Below are 19,830 nucleotides of genomic sequence, written 5' to 3' on the forward strand. Positions count from 1 at the left end.
AATGCCAATCACCAGATTGGCATTTTTTTATGTTAGATTTGAGGTTATACCAATTAGATTAAGTATTTGACCTACTTGGTATTCTGTAGAATGAGGAATTGTTTGTGCCTAGTAAAGTCGTTCATGTTGCCGTCGGGGTTATTTTATCTAATGGTGAAGTATTTTTAACCAAGCGAGCGGATAACGTTCACCAAGGCGGTAAATGGGAGTTTCCTGGTGGAAAGGTAGAACCTGAGGAAAGTGTTTATCAAGCCCTTCATCGAGAATTACAAGAAGAGATTGCTATAGACATTTTATCTTGTATTCCACTTATTGAGATAAGCCATGATTATGGCGATAAAAAGGTTTTACTTGAAGTTTTCGTAATTGAAAACTATCAGGGCGAGCCAACAGCACAAGAGGGGCAAGCACAGGCGTGGTTTTCAATTAATGAGTTATCAACTCTTGATTTCCCTGCCGCCAATCAAGCGATTGTTGAAAAACTTAAGTCGATTTATTGTTAAAACATTTCTGCATTTAACTGCTTTGAGATGACGCTTCAGGTCAAGCTTTGAAAGGCTTAATACTTATAGGAATTGATAGTATGTTAATAGAGGAGGGAATTAGCTCCTCAACTTTACTTACTCGGGTTCGACGAAGAATTTATTATGCTGTAAGAATTGCGCTTCAATGGCATCAAGCATCTCTTCATTAAGTTCTGTTGACTCTTGAATTGGCTGGGTGATTTTATGTCCTTCGTCAGCCCACTCACCAAGATCAATTAACTGACAGCGTTTACTACAAAAAGGTCGATATTCGTTTTCAGGTTGCCAAAGCACTTGTTCTTTGCAAGTTGGGCAAGATACAGTTAAGGTCATTGTAGGGCGTTCTTAAATAAATTGTTAGGCTATTATAGCGAAGCTAGAGATAGTTTTTAAGTATTAACAGCGAGCTAATTCAAATTGTGTGGCTTGGCTGTAATAACGTTTACCGCTATCTTGACAAGGCGCCATAAAACGAATTGAATAACGAAACTTATTACCGCTAACAGTAGGGTAGTAGGTTGCTCTCTCGTCTACTTTTATTCGCAGCAATAAAATACCTTCGCCACTATCTTGAAAAAAACCACTATCGGTATTTATGGTTTCAAAGGGAACCCTCTGACGGATAAACTTTAAAATCAGGGCAAGTGCTTTAGTAATATGTTGAAACTGGCGAAGCCAATCACTCATCGACTTTCCAACAGTTTCAGCACCTTGATTTAACCAAAACTGAAGCTGGGGCAAATCAAAACTACAACTGCCGCCTTGTATTGCATAGCGTTGCTTCAAACCGATCAAAAATTGATCTTCTTTAACGGCTACCCATTGCGGCGTGGTAATTCTAAGCTGACATATCAGCTCTATTACTTGCTGTAAATTTTGCTGCAGGGCATCATCATTAATCTCGGGTGACTTTGACCAAATCACTAAATTTTGTTCGAGCTTTTCAAGATCTTTAATTAATTCGCCACGAATATCGTTTCGCTCTAAGGTATCGATGATGGAAAATAAGGCGTTAAAGAAGGTGTGATAGTTTAGTAATGGGTCAGCGGCAAGAGCTTGTTCAGCCTGCGCAAAAAGTTGCTCAAGCTTTAAGTAATTTCTAATACGCTCATTTAGCGGATGTTCGTATAATATTGCTGCCATATTACCTACTGACTATTTAACTGTTCAATATACTAACGAGGTAAACGTAAAATGGCGAACTTTTTTAACTATTTAACGCTAATTATTGCTAATTTTCGCCAGTTTTACTAAATTCTAGGTACTTTTGGTGTAATTGAGCAACGATTTTTTCAATGTCGGCTAAACTAATGCTTTCATTATCAATTACATCATCGGCTAATGAAAGCCTATCTTGCCGAGATATTTGGCTATTTATGATGGCTTCTACTTGAGCTTTGTCACTACTATCTCTTGTGATCGTGCGTGCTATTTGACACTGACGAGAGACATCAATCACAAGCACTCGATTAACTAAATGTTGTAGGCCATTTTCCAGCAAAAGCGGGGCCACTAAAATACAATAGTCGCTTTTAGCTTCCTTTAGTGCTTTTAATATATTTTGTCTAATCAATGGGTGTAACAGGTTATTCAACCATTCTTTGTCTGCTGAGTCATTAAAGACAATAGCTCTCAATTTAGCCCTATTGAGTTCTCCATTGTCTAGCAGTATCGTTTGACCAAATTTAGTTTCTATTTGATGTAGGGCATCGCTACCAATACAAACGACTTCTCTTGCGACAATATCTGCGTCAATAATATCGATACCAAGCGATTTAAAACGGTCAGACACTGCCGTTTTACCACTGCCAATCCCACCTGTTAATCCAATAGTAAATTTAGACACTAAGTGATCAGCCTATCAACCCTAAATACCAATTCCAAATTTGCTGACCCCATAGTATGGTTATCCAGCCAGCTATAGCAAGGTAAGGGCCAAACGGGATAGCTTGTTCGCGCTGATGACCTTTAAATAGCATTAGCGATAAACCAATAACAGCACCAACAACAGAAGCCATTAATATAAGAATTGGTAGTAAAGTCCAACCCATCCATGCACCAAATACAGCCAGCAACTTAAAGTCTCCGTGGCCCATTCCCTCTTTACCGGTTAACAGTTTAAATAACCAAAAAATACTATATAAACTCATATAACCTGCAACAGCACCGATCACCGACTGCTCAAGCGGTACAATTAAGCCATTAATATTGATTAACAATCCGAGCCATATTAGCGGAAGGGTGATTTGATCCGGTAATAGCATATGATCAAAATCAATCATCGTTAGGGCAATCAGTGACCAAGTAAGAATCAGTACTGCAAAGGTTGTCCAGGTTACGCCAAAATGCTGAGCAACAATAATGCTAGCAATCGCTGTGGTTAGCTCTATTAGCGGATATCGTTTGGAAATTTTGTGCTGACAAGCACTGCATTTGCCACGTAATGCTAGCCAACTGAGTACCGGGATATTCTCGTACCACCTGATATGATGGCCACAATGAGGACATGTTGAATTGGGTGTTGATAAGGTTATCTGAGGCAGTTCTTTGGGTTTTAATGCCTTAACTTCATCGCCCAAAAATTCTCGGCATTCATGATACCAGCCATACTCTAACATCTTCGGTAATCTAAAAATGACCACGTTTAAAAAACTACCAATAGCCAATGACACTATGCCAATCGAGCAATAAAAGAAGAGAAGTTGCTGTTCAAATACCGTAAAAATTTGCGTTAACACAAGATAACCTTATATTTTTCGTTAAAAAGCCACTTGCTGGTAACAACAAGTGGCTGTCTCTAATGATTCTGATTGAGATTAAACAACCATACCAATTTGGAAAATAGGTAAATACATCGCGACAATTAAGCCACCAATAACCACACCCAGTACCGCCATAATCATTGGCTCTAGAAGACTGGTGAGTGAATCTACGGCATCGTCAACTTGTTGTTCATATACTGTCGCCACTTTTGATAACATATCATCAACAGCACCTGATTCCTCACCAATAGCTACCATCTGAATAACCATATCGGGAAAAATATTGCTATTACGCATTGCTAGGTTCATTTGCATACCGGAGGTCACCTCGGAGCGTATTTCTAAAATCGCATCACGAAATACCGCATTACCAGAAGCACCAGCTGCTGATTCTAAAGCATCTGGCAAGGGGACACCGGCGGCAAAAGTAGTTGATAATGTGCGTGCATAGCGAGCAACGGCAGCTTTCATCAATAAGTCACCTATTACAGGTAGTTTTAATATTTGTTTATCAACGCCATCTCTAACATTTTGACTATTACGATGTGCTCTTTTAAACAACCAGATAAACGCTATTATTCCGCCAATTCCAATATACCAGTAGCTTTGTAAAAAGTCCGATATTGCTAATACAAAAAGCGTAAATGCTGGAAGTTCGGCACCAAAGCTATCAAAAATATCTTTAAAAACGGGCACAACAAAGATTAATAGTACACAAGTCACAATAAAAGCAACGACTAACACGGCTATAGGGTAAGTCATTGCTTTTTTAATTTTAGATTTCAACGCCTCTGCTTTTTCTTTGTAGGTGGCAATACGGTCGTAAATACTTTCTAGTGAGCCTGATTGCTCTCCAGAATTTACTAAGTCACAGTATAGATCATCAAAATAACGGGGATGCTCCCGTAAACATTCCGATAGTGGTAAACCAGCTTGTAATTTATTGCCAATATCTCCCAGTAGTTTTTGCATGTTGCCGTTATTGTGGCCAGCGCCTATCATTTCAATGGTTTGAACAAGTGGGACACCAGCACCCAGCATAGTAGCAATTTGGCGGGTAATAACGGCGATATCGGCAGGTGTTATGGGTTTATCACCACCGAGTCCAAATAAGGGTTTAGCTTTTTTCTTAATTTTACCTGGGGTAACCCCTTGCTTACGTAATTGTGCTTTTAACTCTATAATGCTGGCAGCAGGAAGCTCACCATTAACCTTTTTACCTTTACGGTTAACACCTTGCCATATGAAGGTGTCTAGTGCCTTTACTGTGGGCGCTTTTGCTGTTTTAGTTGCAGCCATATTACTTCCTAGTGTTAGCGATCTAATACCCTTAAATCTAATTTACTACAAATTACTTATTATTATCCACTGGTAACCCGATTAATTTCTTCTAAACTGGTCATGCCTTGCATGGCTTTATTAAGCCCGGATTGCCTTAAATTGTTAAAACCTTCTGCTTGACATTGTTTAGCGATATCGAGTGAATTACCACCTTCCATAATAATACTGGCGATTTTAGGGCTGATTTTAATCACTTCATAAACACCAACACGACCTTTATAACCATTGGTACATTGGTCACAGCCTACCGCTTTAAAAAGTTTAATATCATCTACTTTATCCTCTGGAAAGCCTTGGTTGAGTAGCTCTTGCTTGGGAATATCATCTTCAGCTTTACATTGCGGACATAAGCGCCTAGCAAGACGCTGGGCAATAATAATACTAACCGAACTGGCCACGTTATATGAAGGAACGCCCATATTCAATAAACGGGTTAAGGTTTCTGCTGCGGAATTAGTATGTAAGGTTGATAAGACTAAGTGACCGGTTTGTGCGGCCTTTATGGCTATTTCTGCGGTTTCCAAATCTCGGATCTCACCAACCATAACAATATCAGGATCTTGACGTAAAAAAGAACGTAAAGCACTTGGGAAAGTTAGGCCAGCTTTGGTGTTTATCTGTACTTGGTTAATACCTTCTAAGTTAATTTCTACCGGGTCTTCGGCAGTTGAAATATTGCGCTCAGGGGTATTAAGAATATTTAAGCCGGTATAGAGCGATACCGTTTTACCGGAACCGGTCGGGCCGGTAACTAAAATCATTCCTTGCGGTTGTGCGAGAGCATCTAGATAAATTTTCTTTTGCTCTGGTTCATAGCCGAGCATATCAATGCCAAGCATTGCACTAGATGAATCTAATATCCGCATTACGATCTTTTCGCCCCACATCGTCGGTAGGGTACTGACACGAAAATCAATCGATTTTTTGCGTGAAAGCGCGAGTTTTATCCTTCCATCCTGAGGTACACGACGTTCGGCAATATCAAGCTTAGACATAACTTTTAAACGCGCCGCCATGCGGCTTGCTAACGCTATGGGCGGCCTTGCTACTTCTGTTAAAATACCATCGACTCGAAAGCGAATACGGTATGCTTTTTCGTAAGGCTCAAAATGTAAATCGGATGCGCCTTTTTTAATTGCATCAAGTAGTATTTTGTTAATATAAACGACGATTGGCGCATCTTCTTTATCACCGGTTACCGGCTCATCATCACTGCGTTCTTCTTGAACATCTATACCTGAAAGCTCATCTGCATCGATATCACTGATATCCAGAGCGTCACTCTCTTCTTCCAAGACTTTTTCAATGCATTTGTTAAGTTCTGATTCATTGCTCAAAATGAGCTCAGTAGAATAGCCTGTATTAAATTGGATCTCTTCAAGAGCATCTAGATTTGTAGGATCTGACATCGCGACAAATAAAACTTTGCCACGTAAAAATAAAGGTAAAGCTTGGTGTTTGCGAATGAGCTTTTCGTTTCTTACGCCTTCAGGAACAAGAGTAGTATCAAATGACTCAAGTCCCATCAACGGGTAACCAAAACTTTTTGAGAGAATTATAGCTATTTTATTAGCATCAATATTTTTATCTTCAACAAGATAACGCACAAAGGGTTTCTTTTGCTGAATAAACTCAGCACTTATCGAGTCTACCATTTCGGTTGAGACGATGTTATGCTTAGAAAGCGCTGATAAAACACTAGATTGTTGATGAAGCCCTTTCATAACGTTCTGGTTTAACTCAATTAATTATCTCTCATTCTAGTGTAACGCATTTTTTTAATAAAAAACAAAAAAAACAAGTATTCTTAAGCTTAAGTTCTTATCATTAATGATAATTTTACAAATTAACAACATCACCATCTACTATTAGGGAAGTCTATTGGTTAATTTATCCCAAACTCAACGATTATATTTTTCTGTTTTGTTCGTATATTTACTAGTTGGTATGCACATAGTATTGCCAACGCCAGGCGGTTTTGGCTTGTATCTAATCCCTAATATTATAGGCTGGTTTGCTATAGCATTATTGATTGCAATAGCGATAATTCAAATAGCAAAGGTAGAAAAGTTTTATTGGTCAAAATTTCATGTTGGTTATTTATTGGGAATACTTTTGCTAATCATACCCATTTTTTATGGGGGAGAGTTTGTAGATAAGTCCTATATGAGGTTATTTGGTCTTGTTGCAGGTTATTTGTTCTTGCTTTCCCTTTTTCAAATGAGGTTTTCAGAGCGTCAGCGCCTTAATGTTTTGTTATTATTTCTCCTAGGAATTGGAATAGAGTGCTTCTTAGGCTTAATACAATTCTTTTTATTAAGTTTGTTTGATATTCAAGTCTTAGGTTATACGCCGATATATGGACGGCCGTATGGTTCATTCACTCAGCCAAATGTTATGGCCAGTTTTTTAGCTGCCGGAATTGGCTTAGCTAGTTTTCTATTAATTCATATTGCACAATTTAAATTCAAGCGGCTTGTGCAGCTCTTGTGTACATTCGTTCTTTTCACAAGCCCTATCTTGTTAGTCGTGCTTCAATCAAAAACAGGATATTTGGCTGGTATATTGGTATTGGCGCTTCTTATACCAAGCTTATTGCGTGATAGGCCAAAATTAAAGATGGTATTAATAGCTATTTTTGTAGGGCTTATTGTCGGACTATTTTCATTTAAATATCTTAAAACCGTCCCTGTTAAATCAAACATATACAGTGATAGTGTTAGAACAACAATCATTCAGGTTTCTTCTAAAATGTTCTTTGAGAAACCTATAATGGGTTATGGCTATGGTGAATTTGAAAAGCAATATCGAGAGTTTCACCTCGATCTACTGAGGCAAGGTGTAATTGACAAGTTTCCACTTGATGATTTGGGACATCCTCATAACGAAATTTTATTATGGGGAGTTGAGGGTGGAATTATATCCCTACTTGGTTTGTTGATTATCATGATAACCGCATTGCGGTTATGTAAAGATGTACCTTTGCTAGAAAAACTTCAATATTCTGCTTTGTTATTGCCTGTCCTGCTGCACAGTCTGTTGGAATATCCATTTTACCATTCAGCAATCCATTTGTTTTACTGCCTTACTTTGTTGTGGTTTATCGAAACGAAAAACAAACAAGCTCAATTACAACAAACTCAAATCAATACTACTTATAAAGTCATTTTAAATCTTGTTAGTGGTATATTGACAATGTTTTCAATTGCTTATTTTTTGATTAGTATACATACATCGTTCAAATTGGAAGCATTCAAACGAAGTAAAAATGAAGACAATAGTCAAATTAGATCAATTATACACCCACTAGCTTGGCGAGATTATTATGAATTAGTTATTTATCAGCAAGGTTTGGTAAATGGATATAAACAGCAGAACCCAGAAGCGTTAAAACGTTATATTTATTGGGGAGTTGAGTTTGTAAAATATCGCCCAAGATATGCTGTGTATAATAATATGTTAGCCGCAATAGATACGTTGCAAAAAAATGATATTAAACTTGATAGCGCGCTAGTTAAAAAAATACAAGAGGATGCTTCAAGACTATATCCACGAAACTAATCTGTGGCCCTGTTCATTGTTCGAATGCAGTACCGCCGATGTATTGAAAAACCTAAGTATTGCATACTTTAACTTTCATCGATGGTTGGAAGAATTCTAAACAACTAATATTGATATCTGAGTTATCGCTCGTAGGTTATTCTTAAAATATTACGATAATGAAGTTGTTTACTTAACTTCTATTAGTTTATGAGACAGACTTGGTTACCAAAATGAAGATGTTACTTATTAAGAGCCTGAATGCTTAATTAATGTATGAAGATAAAATCGTTATTGTTCGGAGAGGTTATACTAGCGCATTTACAATTTGATGGGCACTAATCTAACCGTTTATGTGGTGTATTGCTCAAAGGTTACTGTTTCATATCGATAAAAAACGCCCAACATATTGTGGGCGTTTTTCTAGCTTATAACATACAAACCATTAGTAAGTTCACTCAAGAGCATTCCATCTCTTTTTAGCGAGCTAACGCAAGGATGTTAGCTCGCTAATTAACACAAGCCAGCAGCTAAACATGTACTTGTCGACTTTGTTTCCCAGGTGACAGCATTGTTAGCAACATTACCTTCAAGAATATAATCAAATGATTGAGTGCCGCTTCCTAACACGGCTTCAGAAGTTACAGTGATTGTAGGAGCAGTAGAAGAACCGCCAATTTCAACAGTATCAACTAAATCAGCATTTGCCCAGCCATTGTCTGCGCCTTTATTGCCGTCGCTGATAGTGCTACAATCAGTTTGACCAGCCGTTACACAAATAGTGATCGCCGTTTTCGCTGGCGTCGCGGCTAAAACAACTTCTGAAAATTGGGCTCGTTGGGCATACGTTTGATATGCCGGCAACGCAACCGCGGCCAAAATACCGATGATTGCCACAACAATCATCAATTCAATTAAGGTAAAACCTTGAGCTTGTTTCTTAGAACTTAAGTTTTGTAACGTGTTTTTCATAATCAGTACATCCATACTTTTAATTACGGGGGCTAATAAGATACTGCGCCAAAAAATTTAAAATGTAAAATAATGTTTAGCATTTTTTTTTAAAATTAGTAAAAAAAATTCATTTTTTGAACTTTTTATGACTAATCGATTAAAATTTAACAGTTTTTTAACGCAATAATTTAACACTATAACTAAGTTTATTTTTATTTCCAGCACAAAATGCAGGTTTAGCTAATATTTATGCTATTCGCATTTAACTAAGCCAATCATATAAATACGATAGGTTTTTAATTAAACAAATCGCATTGATAGATCCACGGCCTTAACATGTTTGGTCAACGCACCCACGGAAATATAATCAACGCCTGCTTTGGCATATTCGTTTAGAGTCTTTAGCGTCATGTTACCTGAAACTTCGAGCTTGGTGTCACCAGCGGTAAGTTGTTGGGTCAGATTAACTGCTTGTTCGATCATCGCCGGGGTAAAGTTATCCAGCATAATAATGTCTGACTTGGCATTTAATGCTTGAGTGAGTTCGTCAATTGACTCCACCTCAACTTCAACTTTTTTATCTGGGTGATTGTTTCTGGCAGTCGTTATTGCTTTTTCTATACCACCGCAGGCCGCGACATGATTTTCTTTAATTAAAAATGCATCAAACAGCCCGATACGGTGATTTACCCCACCACCACATTTAACCGCATATTTTTGCGCGCTACGAAGACCAGGTATCGTTTTACGGGTATCCAATAATTGTGTTTTAGCACCAGAAAGGCAGGCAACATATTGACTGGTTACTGTCGCGGTCCCTGATAATGATTGCAAAAAGTTTAATGCAGTGCGTTCACCCGTTAATAGCAACCTCGCGTTGCCGTGTAATTCAAAAAGCGTGGTATTGGCTTTTACTGCTTGTCCATCGTTAACAAACCAAGTGATTTTAGTTGCTTGCTGATCAGAAAACCCATAAGCGTTATCAAGCAATGAAAATACTTGATTAACCCACTCAACACCACAAATAATACAGTCTTCTCGACTAATAATGTTGGCAACGGCAATATTATCCTCTGGAATCAATGCGGCAGTCACATCGAGTTGGTTGCTAATTTCTTTTATTGAACTAACACCTAAATCTTCACATAAAGCAGTTGAAACGGATTGATTGATATCAATGAGTAGCTCTTTAGATAACATTTATCTTTTTTCTCTTAATATTAGTTGGTTGCCAGTTTGACTAAATTCTACCTTTTTTAGGGCACTCATGCCTAACAAGATTTCGTTAGTTTTCATTCCTGGGTTGATATGCGCGGCGACATCATAGAGATATATGTTACCAAAACTAAGTTCATCAATTCTGGTTTGATAAATTCTCACAGTGCCGTTTGCCGTATTAGCAATGCCTTGGCCAATCACTTCTAAATGCAATTGCTCGGCGATATGGGCTGGAATCGATACTTGAGTAGCCCCGGTATCCAATAAAAACGTCACTGGTGTGCCGTTAATTCTTCCACTGGTCAGGTAATGCCCTTGACGATTTTGCGTTAAGGTCACTTCAGCATTCCCGTCGGCGGTTAATCGATATTCTGGTTGTTGGTTAGGATTAAATTGATAATCAAGCATTGATTGAAAAACAAAAACCAATAATCCGAGCACTATTGCCCATGCTAGCCAAATAAAGTACCTACCAAGAGTTGCTGTTGGATCGTTATCGCTCATTACATTAAATGAATATTTTCGCTATTATTCTCTTCAGTGGCTATTGTATTATGATTTTAAATTTTAACCAGAAGAATTATTAGTTTGGATATTATTAATGGTTGGCTGCAGGGGGTTAAGCATGAGCATTCCCCTCACTTTGACGTGCGGCCTAATGAACAAGATATTTCACTATTAGTGATCCACAATATCTCATTGCCGCCTAAAAAATTTGGCGGTCCTTACATTACTGATTTATTTTTAGGCCGCTTAAACCCTAACGCGGATGAATATTTTACCGAGATATATCAACTTAAGGTATCAGCACATTGTCTAATACGGCGCGATGGTGAAGTTATTCAATATGTCTCTTTTAATCACCGGGCATGGCACGCCGGAGTTTCTAACTATCGCGAGCGGCAAAAATGCAATGACTTTTCTATTGGTATTGAACTTGAAGGTGCTGACGATATTCCCTATACCGATGAACAATATCATCAATTAGCACTCGTTTCACAGGCTATAAAAGCGTATTATCCTGAAATAAAAGACCATATTGTTGGCCACTGTGATATTGCACCAGATCGAAAGACTGATCCAGGTGAAGCTTTTGACTGGCATTATTATCAAACATTATTGTCAAAATAACATCAACCAAGCATGGCGCTTCAGGGCGCAGTACAGGGATCTAACATGAGCTTAATGAGTTTATTAATCGCGTTAGCAGCACAAAAAAGTTTATCGTCTTCGGTGTGGCAATTTAATTTTTACTTCCGGCATTATCAGCGACTTTTTGATCGATACAGCGTTGTCGGTAAGTTAGGCACTTCAACATTAGCAAATGGCATTTTTATTCTTCTTCCGGTGTTGGTTTGTTACCTGATCTTATCAGCGCCGGGGGATGGTATTTTGTACTTTGCCGCTTCAACACTTATTCTTATTGCGTGTTTTGGTTGTGTGGCAACACGAGATTGTTACAAACAGTATTTGTTAGCAGCCTTTCGTGGTGAGCAAACCACTTGTGAACTTTATCATAAGCAACTTATTCACGATAAAAACCTAGTCGATTTGGGCTTTGGTCAAAGTTTGATTTGGTTAAACTATCGCTACTTTATCGCGATTATGGTGTTTTTTGTCGTTTTCGGTGCGGCTGGAGCATTGGCGTATCGATTGCTAACTAAAGTCACTGAACTTCCTGCGCATGAACAAAGTGCTGAAGAGCAAAATAAAAGTACAGAAGAAACACCTTATGAGGAGGTTAGAACGATAGCTCAGCAAATACTCTTTTGGTTGGATTGGATACCGATCAGAATCGTATCCTTTGGTTATATGCTAGTAGGGCATTTCTCTAAAGCGATGCCGACATGGTTAGAAAACCTTTTTGATTTTGAGAAACCTCCTCAATACCTGCTTGCTGAAGTCGCACACAAATCAGAAGACTTTATGATCGATGTCGGGGATTGCACTGCAGAGCCATGCCTACTGGTTAGGTTAGCAAAACGAACGTTATTACTTTGCTTAGCTGTATTATCAATATTGATATTGACAGGCGTTATTCATTAAATATTTTAAGTAATAGCGTTACTAGCGTTCGCTTAATGTAGCAATAAGAATAGTCAATAGCTTGTTAATTGTGGCGTCATAATACTCATCACTAATTGAGTAAGGCGCCTTAATTCTTCAAACAACTCAAATTTCACACATATTGAAGCTTTTTATCAGCAGAACACATACCGGTAAAGCTGACTACCCAAGACAAAATCAAACTATCACGTTAATTACCGTGGTGGCAAAATCTTCAGTTTGAACTAAGGTCTATTTACATTTAACACTATATTTGATAATTTAATGCCCTAAATATAATTGGTAAGACCAATTTACCTTTGGGTTTTAGTTGTACTTTACACTTTTAAACTGAAGGTAAAAGGTTCAAATTTTTGGATTTGCATAAGGTTGCTATGTCACTGACGCATATTAGAAAACCACTAAAACAGGCCAAGCTGTCAGATGTTATTTTGCAGCAACTAGAGGCCATGATTTTAGAAGGCAGCTTGATTGCAGGACAAAAACTGCCGCCAGAAAGGGAACTGGCGATACAATTTGACGTTTCCAGACCCTCGCTAAGAGAGGCAATACAAAAACTTGAAGCAAAAGGTTTAGTCAATCGAAGACAGGGTGGCGGAACCTTTGTCAGTGAAAACATTTTATCTGGTTTTGCCGATCCGCTTTTTGCTTTAATGGCTAACAGCACAGAATCTCAGTTTGATTTACTGGAGTTTCGGCACGGAATAGAGGGAATGTCGGCATATTATGCGGCAATGCGTGGTACAAAAGCCGACTTTGACGAAATACAAGCAAAACATGAAGCGATAGGTAATGCCCAGCTTGATAACAATTATCGTGATGAAGCTGTTGCCGTGTTTGAGTTCTATCTTGCTATTTGCGCCGCTTCACACAATGCCGTCATATTGCACCTGGCGCGTGGAATGTCGACATTGCTTATTGATAACATAGAGCAAAATTTAACAGTTTTGGCACAACGTCCCGATATTTTTGCCAAAATTGCAGAGTATAGAAAACGGTTAATGGATGCCATTTTAAGTGGTCAGCCACAAAAAGCCTGGGGGGCGAGTCATCGTCACTTAGCATTTATAGAAGAAGTGTTATTACAGTTAACTCAAGAACAAAGTCGTATGCAACGTTCAATGAGAAGAATGCAAAAGCTGTAGCAGAATATTAACGATAGTCGCTGAAATTGTAAGCGGTTATTAATCAAAATTTATAACTACAATGGAGACTAAGTAACTTATGTCTGAGCTCCCAAATAACGATATTGACTCGTTAGAAACCCAAGAATGGTTAGAGTCAATGGAAGCTGTTTTGGAAAATGAAGGTCCAGAACGCGCTCATTACCTCTTAGAGAAACTTATCGATCACGCTCGTCGTAGTGGCACACATTTACCATTTGATGCGACAACTGCTTATGTCAATACGATTCCTCCTGGACAAGAACCTCATATGCCTGGCGATCAAACTATTGAGGCGCGTATTCGTGCTGCAATCCGTTGGAATGCTTTAGTTTTAGTATTACGTGCATCGAAAAAAGACTTAGAACTAGGTGGTCACATTGGTAGCTTTGCTTCATCGGCAATGCTTTATGACGTAGGTTTTAACCACTTTTTCAAAGCCGCATCTCCACAAGATGGTGGTGATTTTATTTTTGCACAAGGCCATATTTCTCCAGGCATTTATGCGAGATCGTTTTTAGAAGGTCGCTTAACTGAAGAGCAAATGAATAATTTCCGTCAAGAAGTTGATGGTAATGGTCTATCTTCATATCCTCATCCGCATTTAATGCAAGATTTTTGGCAGTTTCCAACGGTATCAATGGGCCTAGGGCCATTACAAGCGATTTATACTGCGCGTTTTCTAAAGTACTTAACTGATCGTGGCATTAAAGATTGTTCTGGTCAGCGTGTTTATTGTTTCTTAGGGGATGGGGAAACTGATGAGCCAGAATCATTAGGTGCTATTGGTCTTGCATCGCGTGAAGGCTTAGACAATTTAACTTTTATCATTAACTGTAACCTTCAGCGTCTTGATGGACCTGTTCGTGGTAATGGTAAGATTATTCAAGAGCTTGAAGGGACATTCCGTGGCGCTGGTTGGGAAGTTATTAAGGTTATTTGGGGGAGTTATTGGGATGCGCTGTTAGCCCGTGATACTTCAGGTAAGTTGTTACAGTTAATGAATGAAACCGTTGATGGTGAATATCAAAACTGTAAGGCCAAAGGTGGTAAATATACCCGCGAGAAGTTTTTCAACAAGTATCCTGAAACTGCAGCTATGGTTGCCAACATGTCAGATGAGGACATTTGGCGTTTAAATCGTGGTGGTCATGATCCAGTAAAAGTTTACGCAGCATATGATAAAGCCATTAATACCAAAGGTCGTCCAACGGTAATCCTTGCTAAAACGGTCAAAGGTTACGGTTTAGGTGCTGCAGGTGAAGGCTTAAACATCGCTCACAATGTCAAGAAAATGGATATTGAATCGATCAAATATTTCAGAGATCGCTTTAATATGCCGATTAGTGACGACAAAATTGCTGACTTGCCTTATTACAAGTTCCCAGAAGACAGTCCAGAATATCAGTATATGAAAGCCAGACGCGAAGCGTTAGGTGGCTCATTACCAGCACGTCGCAAGCAAGCTGAAGAGTCGTTAGAAATCCCGCCGCTTAAATCTTTTGATGCGATATTGAAAGGTTCAGGTGATCGTGAAGTCTCGTCGACAATGACGTTTGTGCGCGTTTTAAACAGCTTACTAAAAGATAAAAAGATCGGTAAACGTATTGTGCCAATTATTCCTGATGAAGCACGTACTTTTGGTATGGAAGGCTTGTTCCGTCAAGTTGGTATTTATGCTAATGAAGGACAAAAATATATTCCTCAAGATGCAGATCAAGTCGCTTACTATCGTGAAGATAAACAAGGACAAGTACTACAAGAAGGGATTAATGAGTTAGGTGCAATGGCCTCTTGGGTTGCCTCTGGTACGTCTTATTCAACGTGTAATGCAACGACAATTCCTTTTTATATTTATTACTCTATGTTTGGGTTCCAACGTGTTGGCGATTTAGCGTGGGCGGCAGGCGATAGTCAGGCGCGTGGTTTCCTATTGGGCGCTACAGCCGGTAGAACAACACTGAATGGTGAAGGATTACAACATCAAGACGGGCATTCACATGTTCAAGCGGGACTGATCCCTAACTGTATTACTTATGATCCAACATACGGCTACGAAGTGGCGGTGATTGTTAGAGATGGTTTACGTCGCATGTATGAAAATAATGAAAATATTTTCTACTACTTAACCTTGATGAACGAAAACTATCAACATCCGGCGATGCCTGAAGATAAAGATATTGCAGATCAAATCATCAAAGGTATTTACAAGCTCGAAACCGTAAGTGCTAAGAAAGCCAAAGCTAATGTTCAGTTAATGGGCTCAGGTACTATTTTGTTACAGGTGCGAGAAGCTGCACAGATATTAGCTAAAGATTACAGCATTTCAAGCGATGTCTTCTCAGTGACTTCATTTAATGAGTTGGCGCGAGAAGGTCAGGAGGTTGTGCGTAACAATATGCTAAACCCTGAAGCAGAACCACAAACACCATATATTGGCCAAATGATCACTAAAGATAAAGGTCCGGCTGTCGCAGCGACAGATTACGTCAAAGCATATTCTGATCAAGTACGTGCCTTTATTGATACCGAATACCGTTGTTTAGGTACTGACGGTTTTGGTCGAAGCGACAGTCGTGCTAACTTGAGACGCCATTTTGAAGTGAATGCGGCATACATTGTCGTAGCGGCGTTATATGAACTTGCTAATCGTGGTGATGTCGATAAAAAAGTGGTTAGTGAAGCAATCAAACGTTTCGACATTGATACCAATAAACTTAACCCGCTTTATGCCTAGGGAAAAACTGGAGATTTACTATGTCTGATATTCAACAAGTGCTAGTTCCAGATGTTGGCGGCGATGAAGTTGAAGTAATTGAAATATGTGTTGCCGTTGGTGACACGTTAGCAGCTGATGAGGGTATTATTACCGTAGAGACAGATAAGGCGTCAATGGATATCCCAGCGCCAATGGCTGGAGAGTTAGTTGCCTTAAAAGTTGAAGTTGGTGACAAAATTAAAGAAGGTGATTTGATTGCTGAAATGAAAGCGCAATCTGCGGATTCATCTGCATCTGAAACAACGACAGAGCAAGCAGAGTCAGAGCAAAAATCATCTGAAGAAAAGGCACCGGAAAAACAAGAGACTGAGCAAGCGCCAAGTAATCAAGCTCAATCTTCTGCTGGTGGCAGTGAAGTTATCGATGTTGTTGTACCTGATATCGGTGAAGATGGCGAAGTTGACGTTATCGATGTAATGATCAGTGTGGGTGACGAAATTGCAGAAGAAGACGGTTTAATCACCTTAGAAACCGATAAAGCTACCATGGATGTGCCATCATCTCATGCAGGTATCGTTAAAGAAGTCTTGGTATCTAACGGTGATAAAGTGAAAAAAGGCTCTTTGGTAATTCGTTTAGAAACCAATAGTGGGGCTCCGGCAGCCATTGAACAACCAGAGCCAGAAACTAAAGCTGAATCAAAGCCTGAGCAACAAGCTGAGTCGACACCAGCACCTGCCGCTAAAAAACCTGCGCCAGTGCCGCATCACCCGCAATCAGGGGTGAAAGCGACAGGAGCGATTTATACATCTCCATCGATTCGTCGTTTAGCGCGTGAATTTGGCGTTGATTTAACACAGGTCAACGGTACGGGAAACAAGGGCCGTATTCTTAAAGAAGATGTTCAATCGTACGTTAAGTATGAATTGTCTCGCCCTAAAGCTAATGCCGGTTCAAGTGTTGCTGGTGGTTCAGGTGGCTTACAAGTTATTGAACGTAAACAAGTTGACTTTAGTAAGTTTGGTGAAATTGAAGAAGTACCGTTAACACGTATTCAAAAAATTTCAGGGCCTAACTTACATCGTAACTGGGTGACTATTCCTCATGTTACTCAGTTTGATGAAGCTGATATTACTGAAGTTGAAGCATTTCGTAAGGCCGAGAACGTTATTTGTGAAAAACAAAAGCTTGGTTTTAAGATAACGCCTTTGGTGTTTATTATGAAAGCGGCTGCAAACGCATTGCGCGCTTATCCGGTATTTAATTCAAGCTTGAGTGAAGATGGTGAAAACCTGATCATGAAAAAGTACTGCCATATCGGTGTTGCTGTTGACACGCCAAATGGATTAGTCGTTCCTGTTGTACGTGATGTTGATCAAAAAGGTATTCATCAGTTATCGAAAGAGCTGGTAGAAATTAGTACTAAAGCACGGGAAGGTAAACTGAAGGCTGCTGACATGCAAGGTAGCTGTTTTACCATTTCGAGTTTAGGTGGTATCGGTGGTACGGCGTTTACACCAATTGTTAACGCGCCAGATGTTGCCATTCTTGGTGTTTCTAAATCTGAAATGAAACCAAAGTGGAATGGTAAAGAGTTTGAGCCTAGATTGATGTTACCATTATCGTTGTCATACGATCATCGAGTAATTGATGGCGCAGTCGCAGCAAGATTTACCGTGCATTTATCTGCGGTAATGTCTGATATACGTAAATTGGTATTGTAATACTAGCGACATTACTATTGGCTAAGATAACGGTAATGTAGAAACTCGGGTCGGTAATAATGAAAGTATCTAAGAAAGTTTTTATTGTTACCGACTTATTTTTATTAAAAGATGGCGATTTTTATTCACTTTGAGTAAACTTCGTGCCCTATAAAAGATTCAAAGTCATTGTTTTAAATAATTACTATTTAAACACTGAGTAAACAAGTTAATTTGAGGTTAGCATGAGTAACGAAATTAAAACTCAAGTCGTAGTTTTAGGTGCAGGTCCTGGCGGTTATTCAGCAGCATTCCGTGCGGCTGATTTAGGCCTAGATGTAGTATTAGTTGAAAGCCGCGAAACATTAGGTGGTGTATGTCTTAACGTTGGATGTATTCCATCAAAAGCGTTACTTCATGTTGCTAAAGTGATTGATGATGCTGCTGCTATGGCATCGCATGGTGTTAGCTTTGGCAAGCCTGAAATTGACTTAGATAAAATTCGCGACTGGAAAGATAGTGTAATCGGTCAATTAACTGGTGGTTTAGGCGGAATGTCTAAAGCACGTAAAGTAAAAACAGTGACTGGCTTTGGTAAATTTACTTCTGATAAGTCTATTGAAGTAGAAGGTGCTGACGGTAAAACAACCATTAACTTTGATAATGCTATCATCGCGTGTGGTTCTTCTGTTATCGATTTACCATTTATTCCTAATGATGACCCTCGCGTTATTGACTCAACGGGTGCTTTAGAGCTTAAAGATGTTCCTGAAGAAATGTTAGTGCTAGGTGGCGGTATCATTGGTTTAGAAATGGGGACAGTTTATAGCGCCTTAGGCTCAAATGTGTCAGTAGTTGAATTTGCAGACCAGCTTGTGCCTGCTGCAGATAAAGATATCGTTAAGATCTACACAAATTACAACAAGAAAAAGTTCAACATCATGTTGTCAACTAAAGTTGTTGCTGTCGACGCGAAAGACGACGGTTTATATGTAACGTTTGAAGGTAAAAATGCCCCTGAAGGTCAAGTACGTTACGATAAGATCTTAGTGGCTGTAGGACGTAAGCCAAACGGTCACTTAGTTGGTGCTGATAAAGCAGGTGTAAACGTTGATGAGCGTGGTTTTATTAACGTTTCAAATGAATTACGTACTAACGTTCCTCATATCTTCGCAATTGGCGATGTAGTCGGTCAGCCTATGTTAGCTCACAAAGCGGTGCATGAAGCCCATGTTGCTGCAGAAGTCATTGCCGGTAAGAAGCACGTTTTTGATCCTCGTTGTATTCCTTCTATCGCTTATACAGACCCAGAAATGGCTTGGGTAGGTATTACTGAGCGTGAAGCCAAAGAGCAAGGTTTAAATATTGAAGTTGCTAACTTCCCTTGGGCTGCTTCTGGTCGGGCGATAGCGTCTGCACGTACCGAAGGTAAAACTAAAATGATTTTTGAGAAAGAATCAGGCCGTGTTTTAGGTGGTGCTATTGTCGGAATTAATGCTGGTGAAATGTTAGGCGAAATTTGTTTAGCTGTTGAAATGGGAGCCGATGCTGAAGATGTCGCATTAACCATTCATGCTCACCCAACGTTAAACGAATCTATTGGCCTTGCAGCAGAGGTATTTGAAGGTTCAATTACTGACTTGCCGAATGCAAAAGCAGTCAAGAAAAAGAAATAAACGTCGATAGTTATCAAGTTAAAAAAGTCAGCATTCGCTTAATGCCAGTCAGTTAACAACTGACTGGCATTTTTTCTTGGGATATTTGCTAGGTTTTGGTTTAACGCATCTTGGATACGCTCGCTCTCGCTTCATCGGTAAGATGTGGTGCTCTACTTGAGCT

17 protein-coding genes are annotated in these 19,830 nt (G+C 39.2%); 8 read left to right on the forward strand and 9 right to left on the reverse strand.

Annotated elements, in window-relative coordinates; translation table 11 throughout:
* Window positions 1–104: 104 nt before the first annotated feature.
* On the forward strand, window positions 105–503 hold the full coding sequence (mutT, locus tag ACSLUH_RS07470; protein WP_448565678.1) for an 8-oxo-dGTP diphosphatase MutT: 399 nt from the start codon (window positions 105–107) through the stop codon (window positions 501–503).
* A gap of 117 nt (window positions 504–620) precedes the next feature.
* Here mutT and yacG read toward each other — a convergent pair whose 3' ends face one another.
* The 6 genes from yacG to pilB all read right to left on the reverse strand — a co-directional run bounded on the left by yacG (window position 621) and on the right by pilB (window position 6,351).
* A complete protein-coding gene (gene yacG, locus ACSLUH_RS07475) occupies window positions 621–857 on the reverse strand; it encodes a DNA gyrase inhibitor YacG (protein ID WP_448565679.1) in 237 nt (78 codons plus the stop codon).
* Between the two features lie 63 nt (window positions 858–920).
* On the reverse strand, window positions 921–1,667 hold the full coding sequence (gene zapD / locus ACSLUH_RS07480) for a cell division protein ZapD (protein WP_448565680.1): 747 nt from the start codon (window positions 1,665–1,667) through the stop codon (window positions 921–923).
* 88 nt (window positions 1,668–1,755) lie between these two features.
* Window positions 1,756–2,370, reverse strand: a complete 615-nt coding sequence (gene coaE / locus ACSLUH_RS07485) for a dephospho-CoA kinase (protein WP_448565681.1) — start codon at window positions 2,368–2,370, stop codon at window positions 1,756–1,758.
* A 7-nt stretch (window positions 2,371–2,377) separates the two neighbouring features.
* A complete protein-coding gene (locus ACSLUH_RS07490; protein WP_448565682.1) occupies window positions 2,378–3,262 on the reverse strand; it encodes a prepilin peptidase in 885 nt (294 codons plus the stop codon).
* A 78-nt stretch (window positions 3,263–3,340) separates the two neighbouring features.
* Window positions 3,341–4,585: a type II secretion system F family protein gene (locus tag ACSLUH_RS07495; protein WP_448565683.1), complete on the reverse strand. Its 1,245-nt coding sequence runs from the start codon at window positions 4,583–4,585 to the stop codon at window positions 3,341–3,343.
* 62 nt (window positions 4,586–4,647) lie between these two features.
* Complete coding sequence (gene pilB, locus ACSLUH_RS07500; RefSeq protein WP_448565684.1) at window positions 4,648–6,351, reverse strand: type IV-A pilus assembly ATPase PilB; 1,704 nt, start codon at window positions 6,349–6,351, stop codon at window positions 4,648–4,650.
* 157 nt (window positions 6,352–6,508) lie between these two features.
* Here pilB and ACSLUH_RS07505 point away from each other — a divergent pair, with 157 nt between their 5' ends.
* On the forward strand, window positions 6,509–8,188 hold the full coding sequence (locus ACSLUH_RS07505) for a PglL family O-oligosaccharyltransferase (RefSeq protein ID WP_448565685.1): 1,680 nt from the start codon (window positions 6,509–6,511) through the stop codon (window positions 8,186–8,188).
* A gap of 492 nt (window positions 8,189–8,680) precedes the next feature.
* Here the strand turns inward: ACSLUH_RS07505 and ACSLUH_RS07510 are convergent, their stop codons facing one another.
* The 3 genes from ACSLUH_RS07510 to ACSLUH_RS07520 form a co-directional block, all read right to left on the reverse strand.
* On the reverse strand, window positions 8,681–9,139 hold the full coding sequence (locus ACSLUH_RS07510) for a pilin (protein ID WP_448565686.1): 459 nt from the start codon (window positions 9,137–9,139) through the stop codon (window positions 8,681–8,683).
* A gap of 282 nt (window positions 9,140–9,421) precedes the next feature.
* Window positions 9,422–10,321 (reverse strand): carboxylating nicotinate-nucleotide diphosphorylase, encoded by a 900-nt coding sequence (gene nadC / locus ACSLUH_RS07515; protein ID WP_448565687.1) that lies wholly within the window; start codon window positions 10,319–10,321, stop codon window positions 9,422–9,424.
* Window positions 10,322–10,843: a retropepsin-like aspartic protease family protein gene (locus ACSLUH_RS07520; RefSeq protein WP_448565688.1), complete on the reverse strand. Its 522-nt coding sequence runs from the start codon at window positions 10,841–10,843 to the stop codon at window positions 10,322–10,324. It lies immediately after the preceding gene.
* An 84-nt stretch (window positions 10,844–10,927) separates the two neighbouring features.
* On the opposite strand from ACSLUH_RS07520, the gene ampD reads away from it, so the two are divergent.
* The 6 genes from ampD to lpdA all read left to right on the forward strand — a co-directional run bounded on the left by ampD (window position 10,928) and on the right by lpdA (window position 19,667).
* Window positions 10,928–11,470 carry a 1,6-anhydro-N-acetylmuramyl-L-alanine amidase AmpD gene (gene ampD / locus ACSLUH_RS07525; protein ID WP_448565689.1) on the forward strand — a complete coding sequence of 181 codons (543 nt, stop codon included), beginning with the start codon at window positions 10,928–10,930 and terminating at the stop codon, window positions 11,468–11,470.
* A 45-nt stretch (window positions 11,471–11,515) separates the two neighbouring features.
* Window positions 11,516–12,385, forward strand: coding sequence for a beta-lactamase regulator AmpE (ampE, locus tag ACSLUH_RS07530; protein WP_448565690.1), 870 nt, complete (start codon window positions 11,516–11,518; stop codon window positions 12,383–12,385).
* Window positions 12,386–12,780: 395 nt separating this feature from the next.
* The gene (gene pdhR, locus ACSLUH_RS07535; RefSeq protein ID WP_448565699.1) at window positions 12,781–13,551 is read left to right on the forward strand and encodes a pyruvate dehydrogenase complex transcriptional repressor PdhR; all 771 of its coding nucleotides are present in this window, start codon (window positions 12,781–12,783) and stop codon (window positions 13,549–13,551) included.
* A 79-nt stretch (window positions 13,552–13,630) separates the two neighbouring features.
* Window positions 13,631–16,306 (forward strand): pyruvate dehydrogenase (acetyl-transferring), homodimeric type, encoded by a 2,676-nt coding sequence (gene aceE, locus ACSLUH_RS07540; protein ID WP_448565691.1) that lies wholly within the window; start codon window positions 13,631–13,633, stop codon window positions 16,304–16,306.
* A 20-nt stretch (window positions 16,307–16,326) separates the two neighbouring features.
* The gene (gene aceF, locus ACSLUH_RS07545; RefSeq protein ID WP_448565692.1) at window positions 16,327–18,012 is read left to right on the forward strand and encodes a dihydrolipoyllysine-residue acetyltransferase; all 1,686 of its coding nucleotides are present in this window, start codon (window positions 16,327–16,329) and stop codon (window positions 18,010–18,012) included.
* A 224-nt stretch (window positions 18,013–18,236) separates the two neighbouring features.
* Window positions 18,237–19,667 (forward strand): dihydrolipoyl dehydrogenase, encoded by a 1,431-nt coding sequence (gene lpdA / locus ACSLUH_RS07550; RefSeq protein ID WP_448565693.1) that lies wholly within the window; start codon window positions 18,237–18,239, stop codon window positions 19,665–19,667.
* The last annotated feature ends 163 nt before the right edge of the window (window positions 19,668–19,830 follow it).

Source organism: Thalassotalea ganghwensis, assembly GCF_053485795.1.